The following is a 21126-nucleotide window of genomic DNA, read 5'->3' as shown; positions in this document are numbered from 1 at the left end:
AACCATGACTATATTTAGAATTTTTCTTTGTTTTTTGTTTTTGATGACAACCTTTATTTTTGCTCAAGAAACTGAAGTTAGTCACACAGTTGTTAGTGGTGAAACAATTTATCAAATATCAAAAAAATACAAAGTTAAAGTTGATGATATTTTTAAATTAAACCCAACAGCCAAGGCAGGAATTAAAGAAAATGATGTTTTGGTAATTACAAAATCATCAAGTTTGTCTTCTAATGTGCATGTGGTTAAACCAAAAGAGACGCTTTACGGTATTGCTAGAGATTACAAAGTTTCTTTTGGGGATTTAAAAAATCTTAATGAAGCTATTTTAACTGAAGGCTTAAAGATTGGTCAAAGTATAAAAATTCCCTCTGTAAAAGTAAATACTCCTGTTAAAGAAGAAATTAACGTTCCTCTTACTCCTGAAAAAGTAAAAGTAATTGAGCCTGTCAAAACGGTTCAAGTAATTGATAAACCCGTAAATGAAAATTTTAAATTTCATATTGTTGAACCTAAAGAAACAAAATTTGGAATTGCTAAAAAATACGGAATGACTATTTCTGAATTAGAAAAAATAAATCCAAAAATAATTTCAGGCTTACCAATAGGTTTCAAACTAAAAGTTAATGAGGTTTCATTAGCAAAAGTTGAAACTTCGATGGAAAAAGAAGCAAAGGGTAAAGAATCTGAAAATAGAACTATCGTTACTAAAGACGAAGAAGTTAGTATTCCAGAAAAAAAAGCTGGTTATGCTCGTTACGAAGTAAAAGCTAAAGAAACTTTATACAGTTTATCGCAAACTTTAGAAATCACACAAGATGATTTAATCGAATTAAATCCAATTTTAAAAGACGGTGTAAAAGACGGAATGCAACTTATTGTTCCCGCAAAAAGTTCTTTAACTATTTTGACAAACTCAAAATTCAAAGATTTAACTAAGTCAATCAACTCTCAAAAAAGAAAACAGTTGGTATTGTTGTTCCCTTTTAATGCTGCAAAAATACAAAGTGACTCAATTAATAACCTAAGCGTTAGATTAAAAAAAGACAACTTTCTTAATATGACTTTAGATTTTTATTCAGGTGCTTTAATGGCTATTGAATACGGAAAATCTCTAGGTTTAAATCTTGATGTTAAAATTTTAGATTCTGAAGAAAGTAAAGCGTCTTCATCAGTTGAAAAAGTAATAAAAGAAAATAATCTTCAAAATGCAGATGCAATTATAGGACCATTTTACCAACAATATGCCGAAAAAGTTGCTGAATTGGTGAAAAATGTCCCAGTAATTTCACCATTATCTAAAGAAATTGGAAAACCATATCCTAATTTATATCAATCGATGCCATCTGCCGATTTTATTAAAAAGTTCATGCTCGATTATTTAGTTGCCAAAAATGGTAATATTATCGTTGTAAATGATGTCAAAAAATCGGCTAACAGAGATTTTATTTCTAAAAATTATCCAAATGCAACTTTTGCTCAAGTATCTGCTGCAGGAGTTTTAGATACCGGAAATTTTCAATCGTTATATGATACAAATGTGAAAAATTATATAATTTTAGATACCGAAAAGACTGGAACAATACTATCAGTTCTAAAACTAATGTCTAAAGAAATGCGTTTTTACGAACAACAGTTAGTGATTTTAGAACCAAATGAAACACTTGATTTTGAAGAGATTTCAGTAAATTCTATTGCAAATTTAAAATTACTTTATCCATCATTAACTAGAGATAGCGGTTCAAACGAATTAAATTTATTTGAAATTGACTATAAAAAGAAAAACAAAACAGTTCCTAATCAATTTGCAACTCGTGGTTTTGATATAACTTTTGACACCATGTTACGCTTATCACAAGACAAATCAATAACACAATCTTTGGAAGAAGATAAAACCGAACAATTGGAATCTAAATTTGAATATATCAAAAAAGATGCTGAAGGTTATATAAATAAAGGTATTTATATTTTAGAATATCAAGAAGACTTAACCATAAAGCCTGTAAATTAATGACTTCAAAAATAACCTATGTTGGCGAGTTAAGAACAATTTGCATTCATTTACAATCAGGAACCGAAATTCTAACCGATGCACCAACCGACAACCATGGAAAAGGAGAAGCTTTCTCACCAACCGATTTAGTTGCCACAGCATTAGGAAGTTGTATGGTTTCAATAATGGCTATAAAGTCGAAAGATTTGGAAGTTGAACTGAAGGATTCAACCGTTTCTATTACCAAAATTATGCAATCCGAACCAAGAAAAATTGCAAAAATTGTGGTTATTCTTGATATGGCAATCCAAACTTCAGAAAAAAACAAAACTATCTTAGAAAAAAGTGCGATGACTTGTCCAGTATTACTAAGCCTTAATCCTGATATAGAAAAAGAAGTAACTTTTAATTGGAAATAAGAACTAACCAAAACTAAAAACTATGTTTAAAAACCCATTTTCTTTTGATGGTAGAATTAGAAGACTCGAATTTGGTTTGAGTTATATTATTTACTTTGCAGTACTACTTTTTATTCAGTTTTTGGATGAATCATTTGGTTCTTCAGGTATTTTTTTAATATTATTTATACCGGTCTTATGGTTTATGCTTGCGCAAGGAGCTAAAAGATGTCATGATAGAGGAAATAGCGGTTTTTATTTAATAATTCCTTTTTATATTTTTTGGATGCTATTTGCCAAAAGTGATTATGGAGAAAATGAATATGGGTTAAATCCTAAAGGTGAAGGAAATAGCAGTGAAATTGACGATATTGGTAATAATAGTGAACAAATATAAAATTTTCTTTTGAATCTAAATTCACAACAACAAGAACTTATAAAACTTGCACATACCAAAATGCCCTTCGGAAAATACGAGGGGCGTTTTCTTATTGACTTACCCGAATATTATCTGGTGTGGATAAAAAACAATCATCTTCCAAAAGGAAAATTAGGCGAACAATTACAATTGGTTTACGAACTGCGATTAAACGGTTTAGAAGAACTGGTTCGCAATATAAAAAAGCAATATCCAAAACCACTTTAAGTAAGTTTATATTCTTTTAAAATTCTCATTTTCTAATTGGTACATTCACCAATTAAATCGTATTTTTGCATCGTTTTTTACAACAACACAACAACAAAAACAATGAATCAAACAAAATACATTTTTGTTACTGGCGGTGTGACTTCTTCTTTAGGAAAAGGAATTATTGCAGCTTCTTTAGCAAAATTGCTTCAGGCTAGAGGTTATCGAACAACTATTCAAAAGTTCGATCCCTACATTAATGTCGATCCAGGAACATTAAATCCTTACGAACACGGAGAATGTTTCGTCACCGATGATGGCGCAGAAACCGACTTAGATTTAGGTCATTACGAAAGATTTCTAAACGTTCCAACTTCGCAAGCTAACAATGTTACAACTGGTAGAGTTTATCTTTCGGTTATCGAAAAAGAGCGCCGTGGAGAGTTTTTAGGCAAAACCGTTCAAGTTGTTCCTCATATTACCAACGAAATCAAAGAGCGCATGCAGTTACTAGGCAAATCTGGCGATTTCGACATAGTAATTACTGAAATCGGCGGAACTGTCGGCGATATAGAGTCGCTACCTTATATCGAATCCGTTCGTCAATTGGTTTGGGAATTAGGTGAAAATAACGGAATCGTAATTCATTTAACATTGGTTCCTTATCTTTCTGCAGCTGGCGAATTAAAAACAAAGCCAACACAGCACTCGGTAAAAACATTGATGGAGAGCGGTATCAAAGCTGATATTTTGGTTTGTCGAACCGAATATGATTTATCAGAAGAATTACGTCAAAAATTAGCTCTTTTCTGCAATGTAAAACGCGAAGCGGTAATTCAATCAATCGACGCCAAAACAATATATGAAGTACCAAATTTAATGCTTGAAGAAGGTCTAGATGTAGTGGCATTAAAAAAATTAAATCTTCCAGAAAAATCAACTCCTGATTTAACACAATGGAACGATTTTCTCAATAGATTGCAAAATCCAAAACATACTGTAAACGTTGGTCTTATTGGTAAATATGTCGAATTGCAAGATTCGTACAAATCTATTTTAGAAGCTTTCATACACGCAGGTGCAGCTAATGAAACCAAAGTAAACGTAATAAGCATTCACTCCGAATCTATCAACGCCAAAACGGCAAAAGAAAGTCTAAAAGGTCTCGATGGAATACTTGTAGCTCCAGGTTTTGGCGAAAGAGGGATTGAAGGCAAAATTGAAGCGGTTCGTTACGCACGCGAAAATAATTTGCCGTTTTTCGGAATTTGTCTAGGTATGCAAATGGCAGTTATTGAGTACGCCAGAACAGTTTTGGGATACAAAGATGCCAATTCAACCGAAATGAATCCTGATACAACTAATCCTGTTATTGACCTTATGGAAGAACAAAAAACCATTATCGATAAAGGAGGAACAATGCGTCTAGGTTCATGGAAATGTGACTTGAAAGAAGGAAGTTTGGCAAAACAAATTTACGGAAAATCGCAAATAGCCGAGCGTCATCGTCATCGTTATGAGTACAATAATAAATATGCTACTGAGTTGCAAAACGCGGGTTTAATAAGCTCCGGAATCAACCCAGACACTGGTTTGGTCGAAATTGTTGAGTTGCCAAATCATCCGTTTTTTATCGGCGTACAGTACCATCCTGAATATAAAAGTACCGTTGCAAATCCTCAGCTAATTTTTGTTAGCTTTGTAGCCGCAATGGTAAAGAATAAAAAATAGTTACCGACTTATCAAAGTTAGGAGCGAAACAGTAGTAATGGCAGTAAACCATTCTTGTCCGCCGAAGGAGGATTCCTGCTTTCCGCTCTACAAGGTGCCGTTCCAATCAGGGCTAAACAGTGAGCTATTGGTTACTAAATAATCGTTTTTTAAGAACATTTTTTTAAAAAACATGAAACAATACAGTCCATCAAACGACTGATGTATAAATTATAAAACAATAATGGAAGAAAAGAAGTTAGACAAGAATTCAATTATCGGATTTATTTTAATCTTTGGTATATTACTTTGGATAATGTATCAAAACCAACCAAAACCCGAAGAAATTGCTGCCGAAAAAGCTAAAAAAGAACAAATTCAAAAAGCGCAAAAAGCCAAAGAAGCATTGGCCAAACAAGCTGCAGTTGTAGTAGCAGATACTACAGCAACAAGTACCGAAAAACTTCAAAAACTGCAAGGAACATTAGGAAGTTTTGCTTACTCAGCTTCTTTACCAACAGCTAAAGAAGGAACAACAACCATCGAAAACGATTTGGTAAAATTGACAATTTCTAACAAAGGTGGTTTCATTTCTGAAGCAACTTTGAAAAACTTTGATAAAATCAAAAAAAATTCAGGCGAATTGGTTTCGTTAATAAAAAACAACAACGCTAACTTTAATCTTGAATTGCATACCAAAGACAATCGTGTTCTTAATACCAAAGACTTGTTTTTTGAACCAACTTTAACTAAAGTAGGCGAAAATCAAGTTCTTTCTATGAAATTAAAAACAGGAGCAAACGAATTTTTAGAATACAAATATGCCCTAAAACCAAACGATTACATGGTCGATTTTGACCTGCGTTCACAAGGTTTGAATACAGCTTTAAATACAGCAAAACCTGCCGACTTGCAATGGGATTTAAAATCATATCGCAACGAGAAAAGTATTTCTTACGAAAATCGTTATGCCGAAATTTATTACCAACATGATGGTGGAAAAGTAGATTACGCTGGTCTAGGAAAACAAGAAGATGAGGTTTTAGAAAAAGCCTCTTTCATAGCTTTCAAACAACATTTATTTACTTCTATTTTACTAACACAATCACCAATTGATGATGTAAAAGTTAGTTCAACAGACTTGGTAAATGACGATAAAAAAGATACTATTTTTACCAAACAATTCAAATCAACTTTGCCTCTAGCATTCAAAAATGGTGAACTAGATTATAAAATGAATTGGTATTACGGACCAACAGATTACAAATTATTAAGCAAATACGAAAAAAATATCGAAGACATTGTTCCACTAGGTTGGGGTGTCTTCGGTTGGATTAACAAATTGATATTTATTCCATTATTCGGTTTCTTAAGTTCATTTATGGGATTAGGTATTGCTATTATTTTGTTTACCATAATTATAAAAGTAGCGATGTCTCCAATTACTTTTAAATCATTCTTGTCTCAAGCAAAAATGAAAGTATTGCGACCAGAAATTGCTGAGTTGGGTGAAAAATACGCTAAAGACCCGATGAAAAAGCAACAAGAAACAATGAAGTTGTATAGCAAAGCTGGAGTAAATCCAATGGCTGGTTGTGTTCCTGCATTGATTCAGCTTCCGTTTATGTATGCTTCCTTTCAGTTTTTTCCATCAGCAATGGAGTTGCGTCAAAAAGGGTTTTTATGGGCAGATGATTTGTCTTCTTTTGATTCTGTTTTAAAATTACCTTTCAATATTCCGTTATATGGAGATCACGTGAGTTTGTTTGCATTATTGGCAGCTATTGCGATTTTCTTTTACATGAAAATGACTTCTGGCGACCAAGCAATGGCACAACCACCTCAAGAAGGAATGCCAGATATGGGAAAAATAATGAAAATTATGATTTATCTTTCTCCAATAATGATGTTGATTTTCTTCAATAATTACGGTTCTGGATTAAGTTTATACAACTTAATTTCTAACTTAATTACAATTGGAATTATGATTGTTATCAAAAAATATTTTATAGATAGCGATAAAATTCATGCCCAAATTCAGGAAAACAAAACCAAACCTGTAAAAGAAGGTAAATTCCAAAAGCGACTTAGAGAAGCGATGGAACAAGCCGAAGCTCAAAAAGCAAAAGGTAAAAAATAAAAAAAGAGCTCCAATTTAGGAGCTCTTTTAGTTTATAAGATATATTCTTAACAATCAGTTTAATTAAACACTGGCTTTAATACGCTGTTTACACCATGAATTACACCATTTGAACATTGTATATCTGCTTGAAATACTCTAGATAAATTATTAGCAGTATCTCTTATATCTACTGTGTTAGTTCCTAAAATAACAGTTGTATTTTGAACAGGATTTGTTATCATTGGTACAGGTTGATTATTTTGTAATGCTGATGATCTAACATTATCAGCCGTTGTAGCATGATACTGTAAAGTTTTCGTAACATTAGCAGCTGTTAAATTAGCTCCTGTTAAAAACCCAGTTCCTGTAGTTGCATTAGTAAATGCTGTATTGTTAGGGGCAAAAAGGGTTGCTGGTGCAGTAGCTGTTATACCTGAAAGGATGTTTAGCACAGCACTTTGATCTCCAAAAGTACCACCTGTGCTTGTAACTACAGCTTGTAAAGTATCAAAATCAGGATTTGCCACCACGTGATCAACTATTGTTGGTATTGCAATTACTTTATTTACTATATGTACAACTCCATTACTTGCATCAACATCTGCAGTAGTTACTTTTACACCAGTTGTTGCTGTACCACCATTAATAAATACATCTTGACCAACTTTTTGAACAAACATACTGATAGTCGGTGAATTAGTTCCCGTGCCAAATGGCGATAAAGTTGAGACATAACCAGCAGCAGGTACATTTGCACTTTTTATTTCACTTGCAATAACATGGTTTAATAAAACTTTTGTTAAAGTAGGTAAATCAACATTGTTTACATTAGTGGTTGACGAAATAGATAGGAAAAACGCATTAAATGCATCATTAGTAGGAGCAAAAGCTGTTAGTTGAGAGTTGCTATTTTGTAAATCATCAGCTAAGCCTGCTCTAGTAAGAGCTTGCACTAGAATAGATAATTGTGGAGTTCTAGATGCAATTCCTGTTATCGTATTATCCATTGGCGGTGTTACAACGGGAGCATCGTCATCATCATTACATGATGTGAAACCTAAAGCCATAAATGCTAGTAAAGCAAATGTTCTGAATTTTGTTAATTTTTTCATTGTTTTTGTTTATTTATTGTTAGTAATACTTTTTGCTAAATTAATTTCATTTTGTTTAATATTTGTTAATAAAAACTAAACAAAATGAATTTTAACTAAAAATTTAACTTATGTTTTATTTTTTAACTGACTGTTTTTTAGTGTTTTATTTTGTTTTAATCAGTTTTTTGAATCCAGAATCGGTTTTAATGCTAAACAGATTATAAATTTTATTTAAATACATTCTGTCAAGAAACATTTGACTAGTAAAACAGGCATGCTTTTTGACCAAGAAAGTTGTATTATTGCATACTAAAATTCACAAAATTGTGTTTTATTAATTAGTAACCAAATAAGTTTTGATATGAAATTCTTAAAAATTATTCTATTGTTTTTAGTAACTACAAATGCTAGTTTTTCTCAAAATGATTTTAATAAATTAGATGAAAAAGGTCTAAAAAATGGTGTTTGGAAAGGTTTTTACGAAGAATCAAAAAGACCTCGTTATGAAGGAACTTTTGAACACGGAAAAGAAATTGGAACCTTCAAATTTTTTGATGATACCAAAGCAGGAACAGTTATAGCAACTAGAGAATTTAATAAAAAGAATAATTCTTGTTACACGATTTTTTACAATCAAAAAAGTAATAAAGTTAGCGAAGGTAAAGTAGTGAACAAAGTTTATGAAGGTGAATGGCTATATTATCATGAAGATTTGCCTTCTATTATGGCAAGAGAGTTTTACAAAAACGGAAAGTTAAACGGAAAAAAAACTGTTTATTTCAAAAACAATAAAGTTGCAGAAGAAGTAAATTATGTAAATGGTTTAAAGGAAGGAACCTACAAGCACTACACTGAAAATGACATCTTGTTAGAAGAATCTAATTATGTAAAAGGAGAATTTCATGGTGACGCCATTTTTAGTGATCCTGAAGGTAATGTAGTTGCTAAAGGAAAATTCAAAAATGGAAAAAAAGTTGGAATGTGGCAATTCTATGAACAAGGAAAATTGGTCAGTGAAGAAAATATGAGCTATCCAAAAAAAGTTAATAAAGCTAAAAAATAGTTGTTTTTTAGAGACCTTTTTCCTTATTTTTGAAAAAAATGTTGTTTATGAAAAAATTAGTACTACTAATTGTTGCAATTTTCGGTGTAAGCCAAAATAATATAGCTCAAACTACAATTTATTCAGAAGAATTTCTTGAATTAACAAATCTTAATGCTTTAGGTTGGACTTTATATAATGATTCTAACACTCCATTTGGAACTTATCAAGCAACTTTTCTAAACGAGTCATGGGGAATCATTGAGTGGAATAATGAATCTCCAAATTATGTAGCATCTTCAACTTCGTGGTTTACATCTGTTGCTCCAGCCGATCGTTGGATGATTACACCAGCTATAGATTTATCTGCTTATTTTGGAGGTACAGTTTCGCTTTCATTCAAAGCAAGAGCACATGATGTTCCGCCTTTTGCTGATAATTTTGATTTGAAAATTTCGAGTACAGATACGGCTAAATCAAGTTTTGTCAATTTATATACTTCTACATCAAATCCTAATATTCCTATTTCGCAAACAACTCCAACCATCATTGATTTGAGCAATTATACAGGTGAAACTATTTATTTAGCTTGGGTTAATAATTATACAAATGGAAATTTAGTAAGTATTGATAATATTGAAGTTACAGGTATAACACTAAGTACTGAATCTTTTTCAGCGGATTCAATTTTGGTTTCTCCAAATCCAGTTAGTGATGTTCTTTCAATTTCTAATTTCAAAAATATTAAATTGTCAAGCTATGTTTTAATTGAAAATAATGGAAGAATTATAAAAGAAAGTTCTTTAAATGTTGATTCAAATTTTACAATAAATGTTTCTGATTTATCAAATGGAATTTATTTCTTAAAGTTAGTTTCTGAAAATCAAACTTTGACCAAAAAAATAATCAAAAATTAGAATGCAATCTATCCAAATATATCTAAGACTGTTAATTGCAGTCTTTTTTTATTTAGAATTAATTTCTCTTAATTGCTGAATATCAAGTAAATCTTTTGGGCGATTAGCCTTTACTTTGCTGGTGATTAAATCTTCAAATGATAATATTCGGCAACGCATAAACTTATTATTGTTAATTATCATTTCATCAGCATCTGCATGAGCTTCATCAAAAGTTTTATTTACTGAAAAGTTGGTTATAAGTTCTAAATTCAAATCAATGGGTGAAAATTTTATTGATATGTTTTGTAATTTATTTTTGACATCTTCAGGAAAATCATCAATTTCATAGCCCATTTCAGTGAAAACGAAAATCAACTTTTTGAAATTTTCTAAGGTTGTGTCAATCCAGAAATCGACATCTGCGGAATGTCTTTGGTAGCCATGAAAGTTCACTGCTGCTCCGCCAACCATCAACATTTTTACACCATGAATATTTGAAAGTCGAATAAAATTATCAATATTTTCTTCCCAGATTTTCATTTCTTTTTTTCAATAATAAAGTTTCCAATTGTTTTATCAACTTTAACTTTTAACGGAAATTTATTTATTTTTCTAGATAATTCAAAAAAAGCGACAAGTCTTTCTGCTCCAGAAAGTTTTAAAAACGCTTCCCTTTGCTTAGCATTACTTTCTTCTTTTGTTTGAAAAATAAGTTTCATTTGATTTTAATTTATTCAAAGATACTATTTTTTTATTCATCTACTTTGTTTTAAGAAAATCATAAAAGTGCAAAAATTAATTTTTATCTGAGTAACTTTGCTCATTAAATATAATACTTAAATAATGAAACGAGTTATCGTTGGACTTTCGGGCGGAGTAGATTCGAGCGTGGCTGCTTATCTTTTAAAAGAGCAAGGTTATGAAGTAATCGGGCTTTTTATGAAGAATTGGCATGATGATTCCGTGACAATTTCTAACGAATGTCCTTGGCTTGAAGATAGTAACGACGCACTTTTAGTAGCCGAAAAACTCGGAATTCCATTTCAAACGGTTGATTTAAGCGAACAATACAAAGAAAAAATTGTAGATTATATGTTCTCCGAATATGAAAAAGGAAGAACTCCCAATCCTGATGTTTTGTGCAACCGCGAAATAAAATTTGATGTTTTTATGAAAATTGCATTAAGCCTTGGCGCAGATTATGTGGCAACAGGACATTATTGCCGAAAAGGAATCATCGAAAAAGACGGCAAACAAATATTTCAGTTACTAGCCGGTAAAGATGGTAACAAAGACCAATCGTATTTTCTTTGCCAATTGTCTCAAGAACAATTAAGTAAATCACTATTTCCAATAGGTGAGTTGACTAAACCTGAAGTTCGTGAAATTGCGACTAAACTTGATTTGGTCACAGCCGAAAAGAAAGATTCGCAAGGTTTATGCTTTATTGGTAAAGTACGTTTACCCGAATTTTTACAACAACAATTACAACCAAAAGAAGGAAATATAATTGAGATCGACGCTAGTGATGCTTTATATTCAAAAGAAAAACCAATTTTCAATTCGTTAGAAGAAGAAATAGTTTTTAAATCAACACCAATTAAATACAGTCCTCAAATGGGAAAAGTTGTGGGTAAACATCAAGGAGCGCATTATTTCACAATTGGTCAACGAAAAGGTTTGAATGTTGGTGGAACAAAAGAAGCGTTATTTATTATAGCTACCGATGTTCAGACTAATACAATTTATACAGGTCAAGGTCATAATCATCCAGGGTTATTCAGAAAAGCATTGCGAGTGCAACCGTCAGAAATTCATTGGATTCGTGAAGATTTAGCTTTAAAAAATGGTGAAAAAATGGAAGTAATGGCACGAATTCGTTACCGACAAGAGTTGCAAAAAGCTACTTTATATCAATTTGAATCAGGACTTTATGTTTTATTTAAAGAGCCACAATCAGCAATCACCGAAGGGCAATTCGTTGCATGGAATAGTGAAGACGAATTAGTTGGTTCGGGAGTAATTTCATAAATTTACAAACCAAAAAACAGAAAATATGAAAAAATATGTACTTTTTAGTTTACTTATAGTAAGTTTTTCAGCAATAGCTCAAGAAGATGCTTGGGTTTATTTTAATGGAAAACCTAATGCACAATCTTTTTTAGATAATCCGTTAACAATGCTTACTCAACGTTCTTTAGATAGAAGAACTACTCAAGGAATAGCATTAGATATTATGGATGTTCCTGTGCATCAACCCTATATTAATCAAGTGGAAGCATCGACTGGAATTACAGTTTTAGCAAAGTCAAAATGGATGAATTGTGTTCACGTAAGAGGAAATTCATTGCAAAATATACAAGCGCTTTCTAATTTGGCTTTTGTAAGTTCTATTGATTATGCTAATGTAAACTTTAATAGACCTGGAGCTAATTCAACACAAGTCGAAAAAAGAAAGGTAAATAAAACTATGGAGACATTAGTAAATTTCAACTACGGAACTTCGGCTAATCAAATTCAAATGTTGAATGGACATTTGTTGCATCAACAAAATTATACAGGTCAAGGAAAAATAATTGCCGTTATGGATGGTGGTTTTCCTGGAGTTGATACAGCTGCTCCTTTTGCAAGATTGAGAAATAATAATAAAATTCTTGGAGGATATGATTATGTAAACCGCAACCCCAATTTTTATGCTGGTATTTCACACGGAACAATGGTTTTATCAACAATGGGCGGTTATGTTGATGGTCAATTAGTTGGAACTGCTCCAGATGCAGCTTATTATTTGTTTATAACAGAAGATGATGCAAACGAAGAGCCATTAGAAGAATCTTTATGGGTTGAAGCTGCCGAAGAAGCCGATAGATTAGGAGTTGATATTTTTAATACTTCATTAGGTTATACAGAATTTGACAATCCGGCTTATAATCATACATATACTGATATGAATGGATTTACAAACTTTAGTACTCGTGGCGTAAATGCTGCTTTTTCAAGAGGTATTATTTCAGTAAATTCTGCTGGAAACTCCGGAAACAGTCCTTGGTTTTATGTTTCTTCGCCTGCAGATGCCGTAAATGCACTTACAGTTGGCGCTGTTAATGCCTCAGGTGCTATTGCAGGGTTTAGTTCACGGGGTTTTGAAACAAGTAGTTATATTAAGCCAGATGTTGCTGCTCAAGGTGTTGCAAGTGTTTTGTCTAATACAAATGGAACTATTGCAACTGCAAATGGAACTTCTTTTTCTAGTCCTATTACTGCTGGAATGGTAGCGAGTTTATGGCAAGCCTTACCATCTAAAACAAATGCAGAATTAATTCAGTTAATAAAACAATCTTCAAGCCAATATTCTAATCCTGATTATGAAAAAGGATATGGAATTCCAAACTTTAATCAAGCACTTATAAATGGAACTTTGGGTTTTATTTCAAATGAATCAAAAGATTTTAATATTTATCCAAATCCTGTAACTGATTTTATAACAATTCAATTTCCTTATTCTATCGAAAATGCTTCAATTTCTGTTTATAATTCTTTAGGACAAAATGTTTTAGAAAATAAGCTTTCAAATAACAACTCGAAAATTTCATTAGAAGAATTAGAATCAGGAGTTTATATTTATAAAATTGAAGCCAATAATTTTTCTAAAACTGGAAAAATAAGCAAGAAGTAGAAATGAATAAAATCACGCAACTTTTCAATATACAATATCCAATTATTCAAGGTGGAATGATATGGAATAGTGGATACAAATTAGCAAGTGCTGTAAGTAATGCTGGTGGTTTGGGTTTAATAGGAGCAGGTTCAATGTATCCTGATGTTTTGCGTGAACATATTCAAAAATGTAAAAAAGCAACCAATAAACCTTTTGGAGTAAATATCCCAATGTTGTATCCTAATGTTGAAGAAATTTTACAAATTTGCATTGATGAAGGCGTTAAAATTATCTTTACTTCGGCAGGAAATCCTAAAACTTGGACAACATATCTCAAAGAAAAAGATATAATTGTTGTACATGTTGTAAGTAGTTCAAAATTTGCTCTAAAAGCGCAAGAAGCAGGTGTTGATGCTGTCGTAGCAGAAGGATTTGAAGCAGGCGGACATAATGGAAGAGAAGAAACAACAACATTTACCTTAATTCCTATGGTGAAAGAAAAAATTTCTATTCCATTGATTGCAGCTGGCGGAATTGCAACTGGTAAAGGAATGTTAGCAGCTATGGTACTAGGAGCAAATGGCGTTCAAGTAGGAAGTCGTTTTGCAGCTTCTGTTGAATCTTCGGCTCATGCTAATTTTAAAAAAACAATAGTTGAAGCGCAAGAAGGTGATACCTTGGTAACTTTGAAAGAATTAGCACCAGTTCGATTAATCAAAAATAAATTTTTTAATGATTTACAAGAACTTTATGCAAAATGTCCAACAACAGAAGAATTAAAAACATTGTTAGGAAGAGCAAGAGCCAAAAAAGGAATGTTTGAAGGTGATTTAATTGAAGGTGAACTGGAAATAGGACAAATAGCTGGATTGATAAATGAAATTAAACCTGTAAAAGAAATAATAGACGACATGATAACCGAATTTAATTTGACAAAAAATAATTTTCCAGAAATTTAAAATAAAACAAATGAAGATTAAATATTTAGTATTTACCATTTTTTTTCTTTTCATAATTCAAATAGGAAGTGCACAAACCTATAAATTTATTACAACAGGTTTTAGTGTAATGGAAAAAAATCAAAAAGGAAAATGGGGAAAATGGTCTGATATGGAAAAGGCTAAAATTATTATTTCTCTTGATACTAACAAGAATAGAATTATTGTTTACTCACAAGAAGTTCAGTTATATAACATTCTTGAATATTCAGAAAAAATTGAAAATGAGGATGATATAATTTACAATTTTGTATGCGAAGACAATGACAAACTTCCCTTTACAATTTCTATAATTACCCGAAAAAAACAAGAAAATCGCAAGCAATTATACATTAATCAAGATAATGTAATTGTGGTTTATAATATCGAAAACTTTCTTGAGAAAGACAAATAATTGTATTTAATTTGTGTTAATAATTTTGTTGGTAACAAATGTAAATTAAATACTATTCAAGGTTGGTTTTCAGTAATATTATAGATGATTTTTACCACAAAAAGCAAATGAAGATATTTTACACTTTTCTTTTACTAGTTTGTTTTACTTTTCAAGGATTTTCTCAAGATAGTAATTCAAAAAGAGCAGATAAATTGTTTATTAATAAGCAATATAATGAAGCTGCTATTGAGTATAAAAAGTTAAATGAATCTTACACTGTCTTGTCTAATCTAGCAGATTGTTTGATGTATTCAAATCAGCTTGAGGAAGCGATTGTAGTTTATTCAAAATTAGTAACTTCTTATGGAGATTCTCTTCAACCTCAAAATTATTTCAATTACGCTCAAGCATTGATGAAAACGGGTGATTATACCAAGTCTGATCCCATTATGAGCTTGTACTTGAAATACAATATAATCACTCCAAATTTTTTATTCAATCTAAAATCACTTGTTCCGTATGCTTATGATATTCAAATGATGTCAAAAAGTAATGCTAATGGCGATTTTGGTGTGAAATCTTTTGATAATCAAGTAATTTATGCTTCTGTTAAAAAAGTTTCAACACCCAATTATTCCGGAAATGTTGGGTCTAATTATGATTTGGTTATTGCTGATATTAATAAAATTGGTTTAATTATTGACTCTAAATCTTTTTCTAAAGAATTAAATTCTAAATTACATGAAACTAATCCAACTTTTTCATACGATGGTAAAGTGGTGTATTTTTGTAGAACAGAAGATAAGAAAGCAAAAGCTAGTTCAATTCATTTTGCTACAAAATCAATTTATAAATCAGAATTAGTTAATGGTATTTGGACTAAAGGAAAAAAACTTCCATTTTGTGATAAAAAGTCTTCTACAGAAAACCCAAATTTGAGTCGCGATGGCAAAAGGCTTTATTTTTCAAGCAATAGAGAAGGTTCAGTAGGTGGGTTTGATATTTTTTATGTAACCATTAATAGTGATGGATCTTATGGCAATCCAGTAAATTTAGGTAATGGTGTAAACACAATTCAAGACGAAAAATATCCTTTTATTTCAGATAACAATTCACTATTGTACTTTTCATCCAATGGGCATCAAGGAATGGGCGGACTTGATATATACTCCTGTGATGTTTTTGGAGAAGCCTATCAAAATGTACTAAATCTTGGCGGAACTATAAATAGTAATTGGGATGATTTTGGATTTAGTAATTCTAATGCCACAGATACTGGCTATATGACATCTAATAGAGAAAATGGTAATACAAATTTGTATTCGTTCAAAAGAACAAAGAATGAAATGAATTTCTTTGTACAAGGAAACGTTATTGATAAAAACACCAAAAATCCATTGACAAATACAAACGTTGTTTTGTTAGATATGAAAGGTATAAAAGTAGCAGAAATGGTGTCAAGCAATAAAACAGAATTTATTCTGAAAGCAAAACCAAACACCAAGTATCTGCTAAAAGCTATCAATACCTTATATTATCCTTTTGAAGAAGAAATAATAACCACCAATGATGGTAAAGTTCGCTATACGATTGAGCTATTTGAAATTATAAATTAGTTATTTTGCTGCTAAAGAAAAGAAGCAATCAATAGTTATATTTTTGGCAATTTTATTCTTTACTAAATTCGGGATTTCAATATTATAATCTTCGGCTTTTATCGAAAAACTACTTTTAGCTTCTACTTTTCCACTTTTAGTTTCAGTTGTAATTTTTGTTTTAACTTTTTTAGTAACACCATGAATTGTCAAATCACCTTCTAAATCGTAAGTTGCTTTTCCAGTTTTAGACTTATCATAATTAGCAATTTTACCTTTAAAAGTCGCTTTAGGAAATTTTGACGATTCAATATAGTTTTCATTAAAATGTTCTTCCATCAATGGAACTTTAAATTTGAATGATTTTACTAAAACTAATGCTGCAATATCACCCGTAGATTGGTCTAAAACACATGAGGCACTATTGGTTTTTGCTGCAACTTCTTCTAGAGCAGGCATTGATGCTTCAAATTTTATTTCGCCTGATCGCGTGTTTAATTTTTGTGAAAAAGCAGTCACAGCAGATAGTAAAAGAACAAAAAGGATTGTTGACTTTTTCATACTAGTAATTTTAATTAGGATAGTTATTTGCTTTCCAAAGTTTAATCAGATCTATTTTTGATTGACTTAATTTTGGTCCGTTTAATGGCATTGATAATGTTCCTGTAGCACTTTCAATTCGGAAAATTAAACTTCCTGATTCCGATGAATCTTTTACCTCTTCATAAGTTAATAGTGAAAAACCACCAATTCCTGTGCCATTATTATGACAACTGATACAGGCGGCATCAATTATAGGTTTAATGTCTTTTTGATAGGTTGGATTGGTAATTACTTTATTGCCTTCAATTTCAGAATAGGTATTGGATTCACAAGAAGTAAAAACTAGTAAAACAATAAAAGTTGCTATATAATTAGATATAAATTTCATAGTAATAAAAAATTAAAAAACACGGTACATATTAAATCCAAAAAAGATGCCTTTATCATCCCATTTTCCAAGAGCATTGGTAAAATAGGCTACATCATTCATAGCTTGACTATTAGAGAAAACCATTTGAAAAACGTGACCACCTGTTTCAATATCCATACCAACTGTTAACGGGTTTTGAAAGGTTTTGACGTTTGGTTGACTTATTCTAGCTGCATATTCCATGTTTAGGCTTATTCTTTTTGAAACTTTATATCTACCACCAGCCGCTAGCAAAAACTGATCTCTTTTTTCTGATGCTTCATCGTATAAATTTTTGTGAACCCAAAGAGGATTTAGTTCTAACGATAATGAATTAGAAAATTTTCTTGAAACTATAAGTTGAGAAGTATAAGCCAATCTATTACTGTCTGATAATCCAGGGTATAAATCTTTAGAAAGAAACGTGTTAATATCCATTGAGTTGAATCCGACAATTGTAACAGGAAAACCGTTTACTTCTTGGTTTATAAGCTTGTATTTGGCTGTAAGTTCATAGGTTTTGTTATAAGTATGTCTTGCTGCTCCTAGTGTTAGCCAATTTGTTGCGCCGTATAGACCACCCAATTTTGTGTAAGCATTATCCAACCCAAAGAAATTATCTAAACCGTTTGTTAAATCTCCAAATCTGTGTGAAACTACAAAGTACCATTCGCCTTTAGCAGCTAATTTGGTCGATTGCATAGTACAAATTTGCATTCCTTTAAAGGCAGCAATTTCAATTTCTTTTTTGTTTGAACTGGCAGAATCTAGTTCGTTTAGCAAATCATCTTGGGCGTAAGTAACTCCAAATGATAAGAATAATAGACAAAATAGTATTTTAGTAACTTTCATAAATTTATTTAATAATGGAACATTCGTCTAACTTAAGTTCTCCCATAAGGTCATCATAACCCAAAAATCTGCCTTTTACGGTGATTTTTTTGTCTTTATTTTCGGGTGTTACTGCCTTTTTCATTGCGCAAATTACAACGCCATCAAGAATAAGCTGTTTGTCTTCTATTTGAGTTACAACACCTTTTATTTCTATGGCTTTATTCAAATATTTAGTTGTGGCACTTGTGTCGGTAGCAAATTCATTAACGATTTCTTTTGTTGAAACAGTAAACTCCGTTTTTTCAGTTTCTAAATCTCTTGCACCAGATGTCAACATAATTTTATAAGAAACAAAAAGCACCAATCCTAAACTAAGGATTGATGCTAAAACTAGTTTAGTTTTTTTGGTCATATTTTGTTAGTTTACAATAACTTTCTTCCAAGATTTGTCAGAATCATTTTTTAGCTCAATTAAATAAACTCCAGATTGTAATCCGTTTACAATTACTTCTGCTTTTTCTGAGCTATCTTCTACGTTGATAGTTTTTACCAAAGCACCTGTTTGACTATATATGTTTATTTCTGTCAAGTTGGTTTTACTTGAAACTGTAAATGTTCCATTAGAAGGATTTGGATAAACAGAAGAAGCATTCAAAGAGAAATCTTCTACGCCAAGTATTGTAAATGTTCTGTCAAGTTGGAAACCACGGTTGTTTGTCCCATGATTATTTATTGTATATCCAGCAGAACTTCTTCTAGCCCATGCAAAGTCAATTGAAGTGTCTGCATAATTAAAAGTATAATCGTTAACATCACCAGTAGAAAAATTTCTTTCGGCAGTTATTGTTCTAGTCGTTCCAACTGTAGTATCTGACAAAACAGTCCAGTTATTAGTTGGTTCAGCAGTTGGAGCATTATTAATACCATTATGTTTGGCATCTATAAGAGTTGTAGCATTAGTATAAACAACATCTTGACCCGATAACATACCTTCTTCATCGGTAAAAGATCCAAATTGAAGAGCAAACCATCTGTCAGAAGGAACAGCTAGTACCAAGGTTGCTTTAGATGTTGTGTTATTTAATGTTAAATTTGCGGTAATGCCAGTAGTTAGAGTAACAACACCAGTCGATTTAGTCTGAGCAAAACCTAAAGAACTCAATATTAATAATGATAATAAAGTAATTTTTTTCATAAGTTATTTATTTTAGTAAGTTAATTATTTCGTCATTATTACTAAAAACAGCAAATTCAAAAGCTGTTTTTTGGTCCTTGTTTACTATCGTTTTATCTGCTTTGTGTTGCAAAAGTAGTTTTACTAATTCTACATTTTTAAACTGAGTTGCATACATTAAGGCTGTTGTTCCTTCTAAATTGGTTAAATTGGTATTGGCACCATTTTCTAACAACAATTTTACCAATTCATTTTTTCCTCTTACAACCGATGCCATCAACGCTGTTCCTTCGTCAGAAACATAATCGAGATTTGATTTTTTTTCAATTAAGAATTTGGCAACTTCTGTATTTCCTTTGTAACAGGCCAAAATTAAGGGACTAAATCCGTATTCATTAATTTCGTTTATACAATTTTTATTTTCTGTGTAAAGCAGTTCAATTTCTTGTAATGTTCCACTTCGAGCTAAATCAAAAATAGATTTTTGCTGTGCAAAACAATTGGGTATAAAGATTAAAAAGACTAATATAAAACGAATCATTTTTCTTATTTTCAACAAATGTAAATAATTAAAATCAAAAATACTGTAAAAAAAATTGATTTTTAACTTTTTGTCAACCTTGTGACAAGATTTTTTATTGTAATAAATTAAGATTGAAATTCTAGTTGTTTTGTTTCAATTTTAAATTTTATTTAAATCTATTTAAACTTCAATTTCAAATGCTTAAATTTGCACTTTAATTTTTTAGAAACTCCAATTAATTATGTTCAATAATTTAAGCGATAAATTAGATAAAGCCTTTCATATACTAAAAGGTCACGGAAAAATTACCGAAGTAAATGTAGCTGATACTCTCAAAGAAGTGCGTCGCGCCTTGTTAGATGCCGATGTAAATTTTAAAATTGCCAAAGATTTTACCACAAGAGTAAAAGAAAAAGCAATTGGTCAAGATGTATTAACAACATTGCAACCAGGACAATTAATGGTTAAATTGGTTAAAGACGAATTAACCGAATTAATGGGTGGTGATGCAGCAGGAATAAACCTTTCTGGAAATCCAACTGTAATTTTGATGTCGGGTTTACAAGGTTCGGGTAAAACTACTTTTTCAGGAAAATTAGCCAATTATCTAAAAACTAAAAAGAACAAAAAACCACTTTTAGTAGCTTGTGATATTTACCGTCCGGCGGCGATTAATCAGTTACATGTTGTAGGTGATCAAATAGGTGTTGAGGTTTACTCTGAACCCGAAAATAAAAACCCAGTTGATATTTCTCTAAAAGCAATAGCTTACGCAAAAGCTAACGGTTTTAATGTCGTGATTGTCGATACAGCTGGTCGTTTGGCTGTTGACGAAGAGATGATGACCGAAATTGCCAATGTTCACAAAGCCATTCAGCCGCAGGAAACTTTATTTGTTGTGGATGCAATGACAGGGCAAGATGCAGTGAATACAGCTAAAGCCTTTAACGATATATTAAATTTTGATGGAGTTATCCTTACCAAATTAGATGGTGATACTCGAGGTGGAGCTGCTATTACTATCAAATCGGTTGTAAATAAACCAATTAAGTTTGTCGGAACTGGTGAAAAAATGGATGCTATCGATGTTTTCTATCCAAATCGTATGGCAGAACGTATTCTTGGAATGG

General features: G+C 31.4%; 23 protein-coding genes. 14 read left to right on the top strand and 9 right to left on the bottom strand.

The features are described 5' to 3' along the window. Positions 1-4 precede the first annotated feature (4 nt). From ACIQ66_RS06015 to yidC, 6 genes are all read left to right on the top strand, one after another. Complete coding sequence (locus tag ACIQ66_RS06015) at positions 5-2011, top strand: LysM peptidoglycan-binding domain-containing protein (RefSeq protein WP_396211890.1); 2007 nt, start codon at positions 5-7, stop codon at positions 2009-2011. Continuing rightward, positions 2011-2412, top strand: coding sequence for an OsmC family protein (locus ACIQ66_RS06010; protein WP_396211889.1), 402 nt, complete (start codon positions 2011-2013; stop codon positions 2410-2412). Before ACIQ66_RS06015 ends, ACIQ66_RS06010 begins: the two co-directional genes overlap by 1 nt. A 22-nt stretch (positions 2413-2434) precedes the next feature. Continuing rightward, on the top strand, positions 2435-2788 hold the full coding sequence (locus tag ACIQ66_RS06005) for a DUF805 domain-containing protein (RefSeq protein WP_396211888.1): 354 nt from the start codon (positions 2435-2437) through the stop codon (positions 2786-2788). A gap of 9 nt (positions 2789-2797) precedes the next feature. Continuing rightward, positions 2798-3037 carry a DUF3820 family protein gene (locus ACIQ66_RS06000; RefSeq protein ID WP_396211887.1) on the top strand — a complete coding sequence of 80 codons (240 nt, stop codon included), beginning with the start codon at positions 2798-2800 and terminating at the stop codon, positions 3035-3037. Positions 3038-3139: 102 nt separating this feature from the next. Next, entirely contained in the window at positions 3140-4750 is a 1611-nt protein-coding gene (locus tag ACIQ66_RS05995) for a CTP synthase (protein WP_396211886.1), read from the top strand. A gap of 223 nt (positions 4751-4973) precedes the next feature. Further along, positions 4974-6869 (top strand): membrane protein insertase YidC, encoded by a 1896-nt coding sequence (gene yidC / locus ACIQ66_RS05990; protein ID WP_396211885.1) that lies wholly within the window; start codon positions 4974-4976, stop codon positions 6867-6869. Positions 6870-6928: 59 nt separating this feature from the next. Here yidC and ACIQ66_RS05985 read toward each other — a convergent pair whose 3' ends face one another. Then, entirely contained in the window at positions 6929-7963 is a 1035-nt protein-coding gene (locus ACIQ66_RS05985) for a fasciclin domain-containing protein (RefSeq protein ID WP_396211884.1), read from the bottom strand. Positions 7964-8306: 343 nt separating this feature from the next. Between ACIQ66_RS05985 and ACIQ66_RS05980 the strand changes: the two genes are divergently transcribed. Both ACIQ66_RS05980 and ACIQ66_RS05975 read left to right on the top strand, forming a co-directional pair. Beyond that, positions 8307-9008, top strand: a complete 702-nt coding sequence (locus ACIQ66_RS05980) for a toxin-antitoxin system YwqK family antitoxin (RefSeq protein ID WP_396211883.1) — start codon at positions 8307-8309, stop codon at positions 9006-9008. Positions 9009-9055: 47 nt separating this feature from the next. Further along, complete coding sequence (locus tag ACIQ66_RS05975) at positions 9056-9904, top strand: choice-of-anchor J domain-containing protein (RefSeq protein ID WP_396211882.1); 849 nt, start codon at positions 9056-9058, stop codon at positions 9902-9904. A 48-nt stretch (positions 9905-9952) separates the two neighbouring features. On the opposite strand, the gene ACIQ66_RS05970 is transcribed toward ACIQ66_RS05975, so the two are convergent. After that, positions 9953-10426: a nucleotidyltransferase gene (locus ACIQ66_RS05970; protein ID WP_396211881.1), complete on the bottom strand. Its 474-nt coding sequence runs from the start codon at positions 10424-10426 to the stop codon at positions 9953-9955. Then, positions 10423-10605 (bottom strand): hypothetical protein, encoded by a 183-nt coding sequence (locus ACIQ66_RS05965; RefSeq protein WP_396211880.1) that lies wholly within the window; start codon positions 10603-10605, stop codon positions 10423-10425. The genes ACIQ66_RS05970 and ACIQ66_RS05965 overlap by 4 nt, the downstream gene beginning before the upstream one ends. Before the next feature lie 124 nt (positions 10606-10729). On the opposite strand from ACIQ66_RS05965, the gene mnmA reads away from it, so the two are divergent. The 5 genes from mnmA (at position 10730) to ACIQ66_RS05940 (ending at position 16534) form a co-directional block, all read left to right on the top strand. Continuing rightward, on the top strand, positions 10730-11917 hold the full coding sequence (gene mnmA, locus ACIQ66_RS05960) for a tRNA 2-thiouridine(34) synthase MnmA (protein WP_396211879.1): 1188 nt from the start codon (positions 10730-10732) through the stop codon (positions 11915-11917). Between the two features lie 25 nt (positions 11918-11942). Next, positions 11943-13562, top strand: a complete 1620-nt coding sequence (locus ACIQ66_RS05955; RefSeq protein WP_396211878.1) for a S8 family serine peptidase — start codon at positions 11943-11945, stop codon at positions 13560-13562. A gap of 2 nt (positions 13563-13564) precedes the next feature. Next, positions 13565-14503 (top strand): NAD(P)H-dependent flavin oxidoreductase, encoded by a 939-nt coding sequence (locus ACIQ66_RS05950; RefSeq protein ID WP_396211877.1) that lies wholly within the window; start codon positions 13565-13567, stop codon positions 14501-14503. A gap of 10 nt (positions 14504-14513) precedes the next feature. Then, positions 14514-14936: a hypothetical protein gene (locus ACIQ66_RS05945; protein ID WP_396211876.1), complete on the top strand. Its 423-nt coding sequence runs from the start codon at positions 14514-14516 to the stop codon at positions 14934-14936. Between the two features lie 107 nt (positions 14937-15043). After that, entirely contained in the window at positions 15044-16534 is a 1491-nt protein-coding gene (locus ACIQ66_RS05940) for a hypothetical protein (protein ID WP_396211875.1), read from the top strand. Here the strand turns inward: ACIQ66_RS05940 and ACIQ66_RS05935 are convergent, their stop codons facing one another. Genes ACIQ66_RS05935 through ACIQ66_RS05910 form a run of 6 tightly spaced genes read right to left on the bottom strand, consistent with a single transcriptional unit; the run spans position 16535 to position 20014 of the window. Beyond that, positions 16535-17074 (bottom strand): YceI family protein, encoded by a 540-nt coding sequence (locus ACIQ66_RS05935; protein WP_396211874.1) that lies wholly within the window; start codon positions 17072-17074, stop codon positions 16535-16537. Positions 17075-17084: 10 nt separating this feature from the next. Further along, positions 17085-17444, bottom strand: a complete 360-nt coding sequence (locus ACIQ66_RS05930) for a hypothetical protein (RefSeq protein WP_396211873.1) — start codon at positions 17442-17444, stop codon at positions 17085-17087. Positions 17445-17456: 12 nt separating this feature from the next. Further along, complete coding sequence (locus tag ACIQ66_RS05925; protein WP_396211872.1) at positions 17457-18317, bottom strand: DUF5777 family beta-barrel protein; 861 nt, start codon at positions 18315-18317, stop codon at positions 17457-17459. Between the two features lie 4 nt (positions 18318-18321). Continuing rightward, positions 18322-18711 (bottom strand): hypothetical protein, encoded by a 390-nt coding sequence (locus ACIQ66_RS05920; RefSeq protein ID WP_396211871.1) that lies wholly within the window; start codon positions 18709-18711, stop codon positions 18322-18324. 6 nt (positions 18712-18717) lie between these two features. Continuing rightward, entirely contained in the window at positions 18718-19494 is a 777-nt protein-coding gene (locus tag ACIQ66_RS05915; RefSeq protein WP_396211870.1) for a T9SS type A sorting domain-containing protein, read from the bottom strand. Between the two features lie 7 nt (positions 19495-19501). Beyond that, positions 19502-20014 (bottom strand): ankyrin repeat domain-containing protein, encoded by a 513-nt coding sequence (locus ACIQ66_RS05910; RefSeq protein ID WP_396211869.1) that lies wholly within the window; start codon positions 20012-20014, stop codon positions 19502-19504. 223 nt (positions 20015-20237) lie between these two features. Between ACIQ66_RS05910 and ACIQ66_RS05905 the strand changes: the two genes are divergently transcribed. Next, the coding region (locus ACIQ66_RS05905; protein WP_396211868.1) for a signal recognition particle protein at positions 20238-21126 on the top strand (889 nt) is incomplete at its 3' end.

This window comes from Flavobacterium sp. (assembly GCF_044377315.1).
Taxonomy (GTDB): Bacteria; Bacteroidota; Bacteroidia; order Flavobacteriales; family Flavobacteriaceae; genus Flavobacterium.
Note: the sequence above shows the minus strand (reverse complement) of the source record. Positions and strands in the feature narration are given on the sequence as shown.

Bases quoted from the DNA above. Each gene is read 5' to 3' on its own strand.
- ACIQ66_RS06015 (WP_396211890.1), top strand. From the start codon at position 5: ATGACTATATTTAGAATTTTTCTTTGTTTTTTGTTTTTGATGACAACC.
- ACIQ66_RS05945 (WP_396211876.1), top strand. From the start codon at position 14,514: ATGAAGATTAAATATTTAGTATTTACCATTTTTTTTCTTTTCATAATT.
- ACIQ66_RS05930 (WP_396211873.1), bottom strand. From the start codon at position 17,444: ATGAAATTTATATCTAATTATATAGCAACTTTTATTGTTTTACTAGTT.
- ACIQ66_RS05910 (WP_396211869.1), bottom strand. From the start codon at position 20,014: ATGATTCGTTTTATATTAGTCTTTTTAATCTTTATACCCAATTGTTTT.
- ACIQ66_RS05940 (WP_396211875.1), top strand. From the start codon at position 15,044: ATGAAGATATTTTACACTTTTCTTTTACTAGTTTGTTTTACTTTTCAA.
- ACIQ66_RS05935 (WP_396211874.1), bottom strand. From the start codon at position 17,074: ATGAAAAAGTCAACAATCCTTTTTGTTCTTTTACTATCTGCTGTGACT.
- ACIQ66_RS05925 (WP_396211872.1), bottom strand. From the start codon at position 18,317: ATGAAAGTTACTAAAATACTATTTTGTCTATTATTCTTATCATTTGGA.
- ACIQ66_RS06005 (WP_396211888.1), top strand. From the start codon at position 2,435: ATGTTTAAAAACCCATTTTCTTTTGATGGTAGAATTAGAAGACTCGAA.
- ACIQ66_RS05970 (WP_396211881.1), bottom strand. From the start codon at position 10,426: ATGAAAATCTGGGAAGAAAATATTGATAATTTTATTCGACTTTCAAAT.
- yidC (WP_396211885.1), top strand. From the start codon at position 4,974: ATGGAAGAAAAGAAGTTAGACAAGAATTCAATTATCGGATTTATTTTA.
- ACIQ66_RS05985 (WP_396211884.1), bottom strand. From the start codon at position 7,963: ATGAAAAAATTAACAAAATTCAGAACATTTGCTTTACTAGCATTTATG.
- ACIQ66_RS05915 (WP_396211870.1), bottom strand. From the start codon at position 19,494: ATGAAAAAAATTACTTTATTATCATTATTAATATTGAGTTCTTTAGGT.
- ACIQ66_RS05995 (WP_396211886.1), top strand. From the start codon at position 3,140: ATGAATCAAACAAAATACATTTTTGTTACTGGCGGTGTGACTTCTTCT.
- mnmA (WP_396211879.1), top strand. From the start codon at position 10,730: ATGAAACGAGTTATCGTTGGACTTTCGGGCGGAGTAGATTCGAGCGTG.
- ACIQ66_RS05965 (WP_396211880.1), bottom strand. From the start codon at position 10,605: ATGAAACTTATTTTTCAAACAAAAGAAGAAAGTAATGCTAAGCAAAGG.
- ACIQ66_RS05950 (WP_396211877.1), top strand. From the start codon at position 13,565: ATGAATAAAATCACGCAACTTTTCAATATACAATATCCAATTATTCAA.
- ACIQ66_RS05980 (WP_396211883.1), top strand. From the start codon at position 8,307: ATGAAATTCTTAAAAATTATTCTATTGTTTTTAGTAACTACAAATGCT.
- ACIQ66_RS05955 (WP_396211878.1), top strand. From the start codon at position 11,943: ATGAAAAAATATGTACTTTTTAGTTTACTTATAGTAAGTTTTTCAGCA.
- ACIQ66_RS05920 (WP_396211871.1), bottom strand. From the start codon at position 18,711: ATGACCAAAAAAACTAAACTAGTTTTAGCATCAATCCTTAGTTTAGGA.
- ACIQ66_RS06010 (WP_396211889.1), top strand. From the start codon at position 2,011: ATGACTTCAAAAATAACCTATGTTGGCGAGTTAAGAACAATTTGCATT.
- ACIQ66_RS05975 (WP_396211882.1), top strand. From the start codon at position 9,056: ATGAAAAAATTAGTACTACTAATTGTTGCAATTTTCGGTGTAAGCCAA.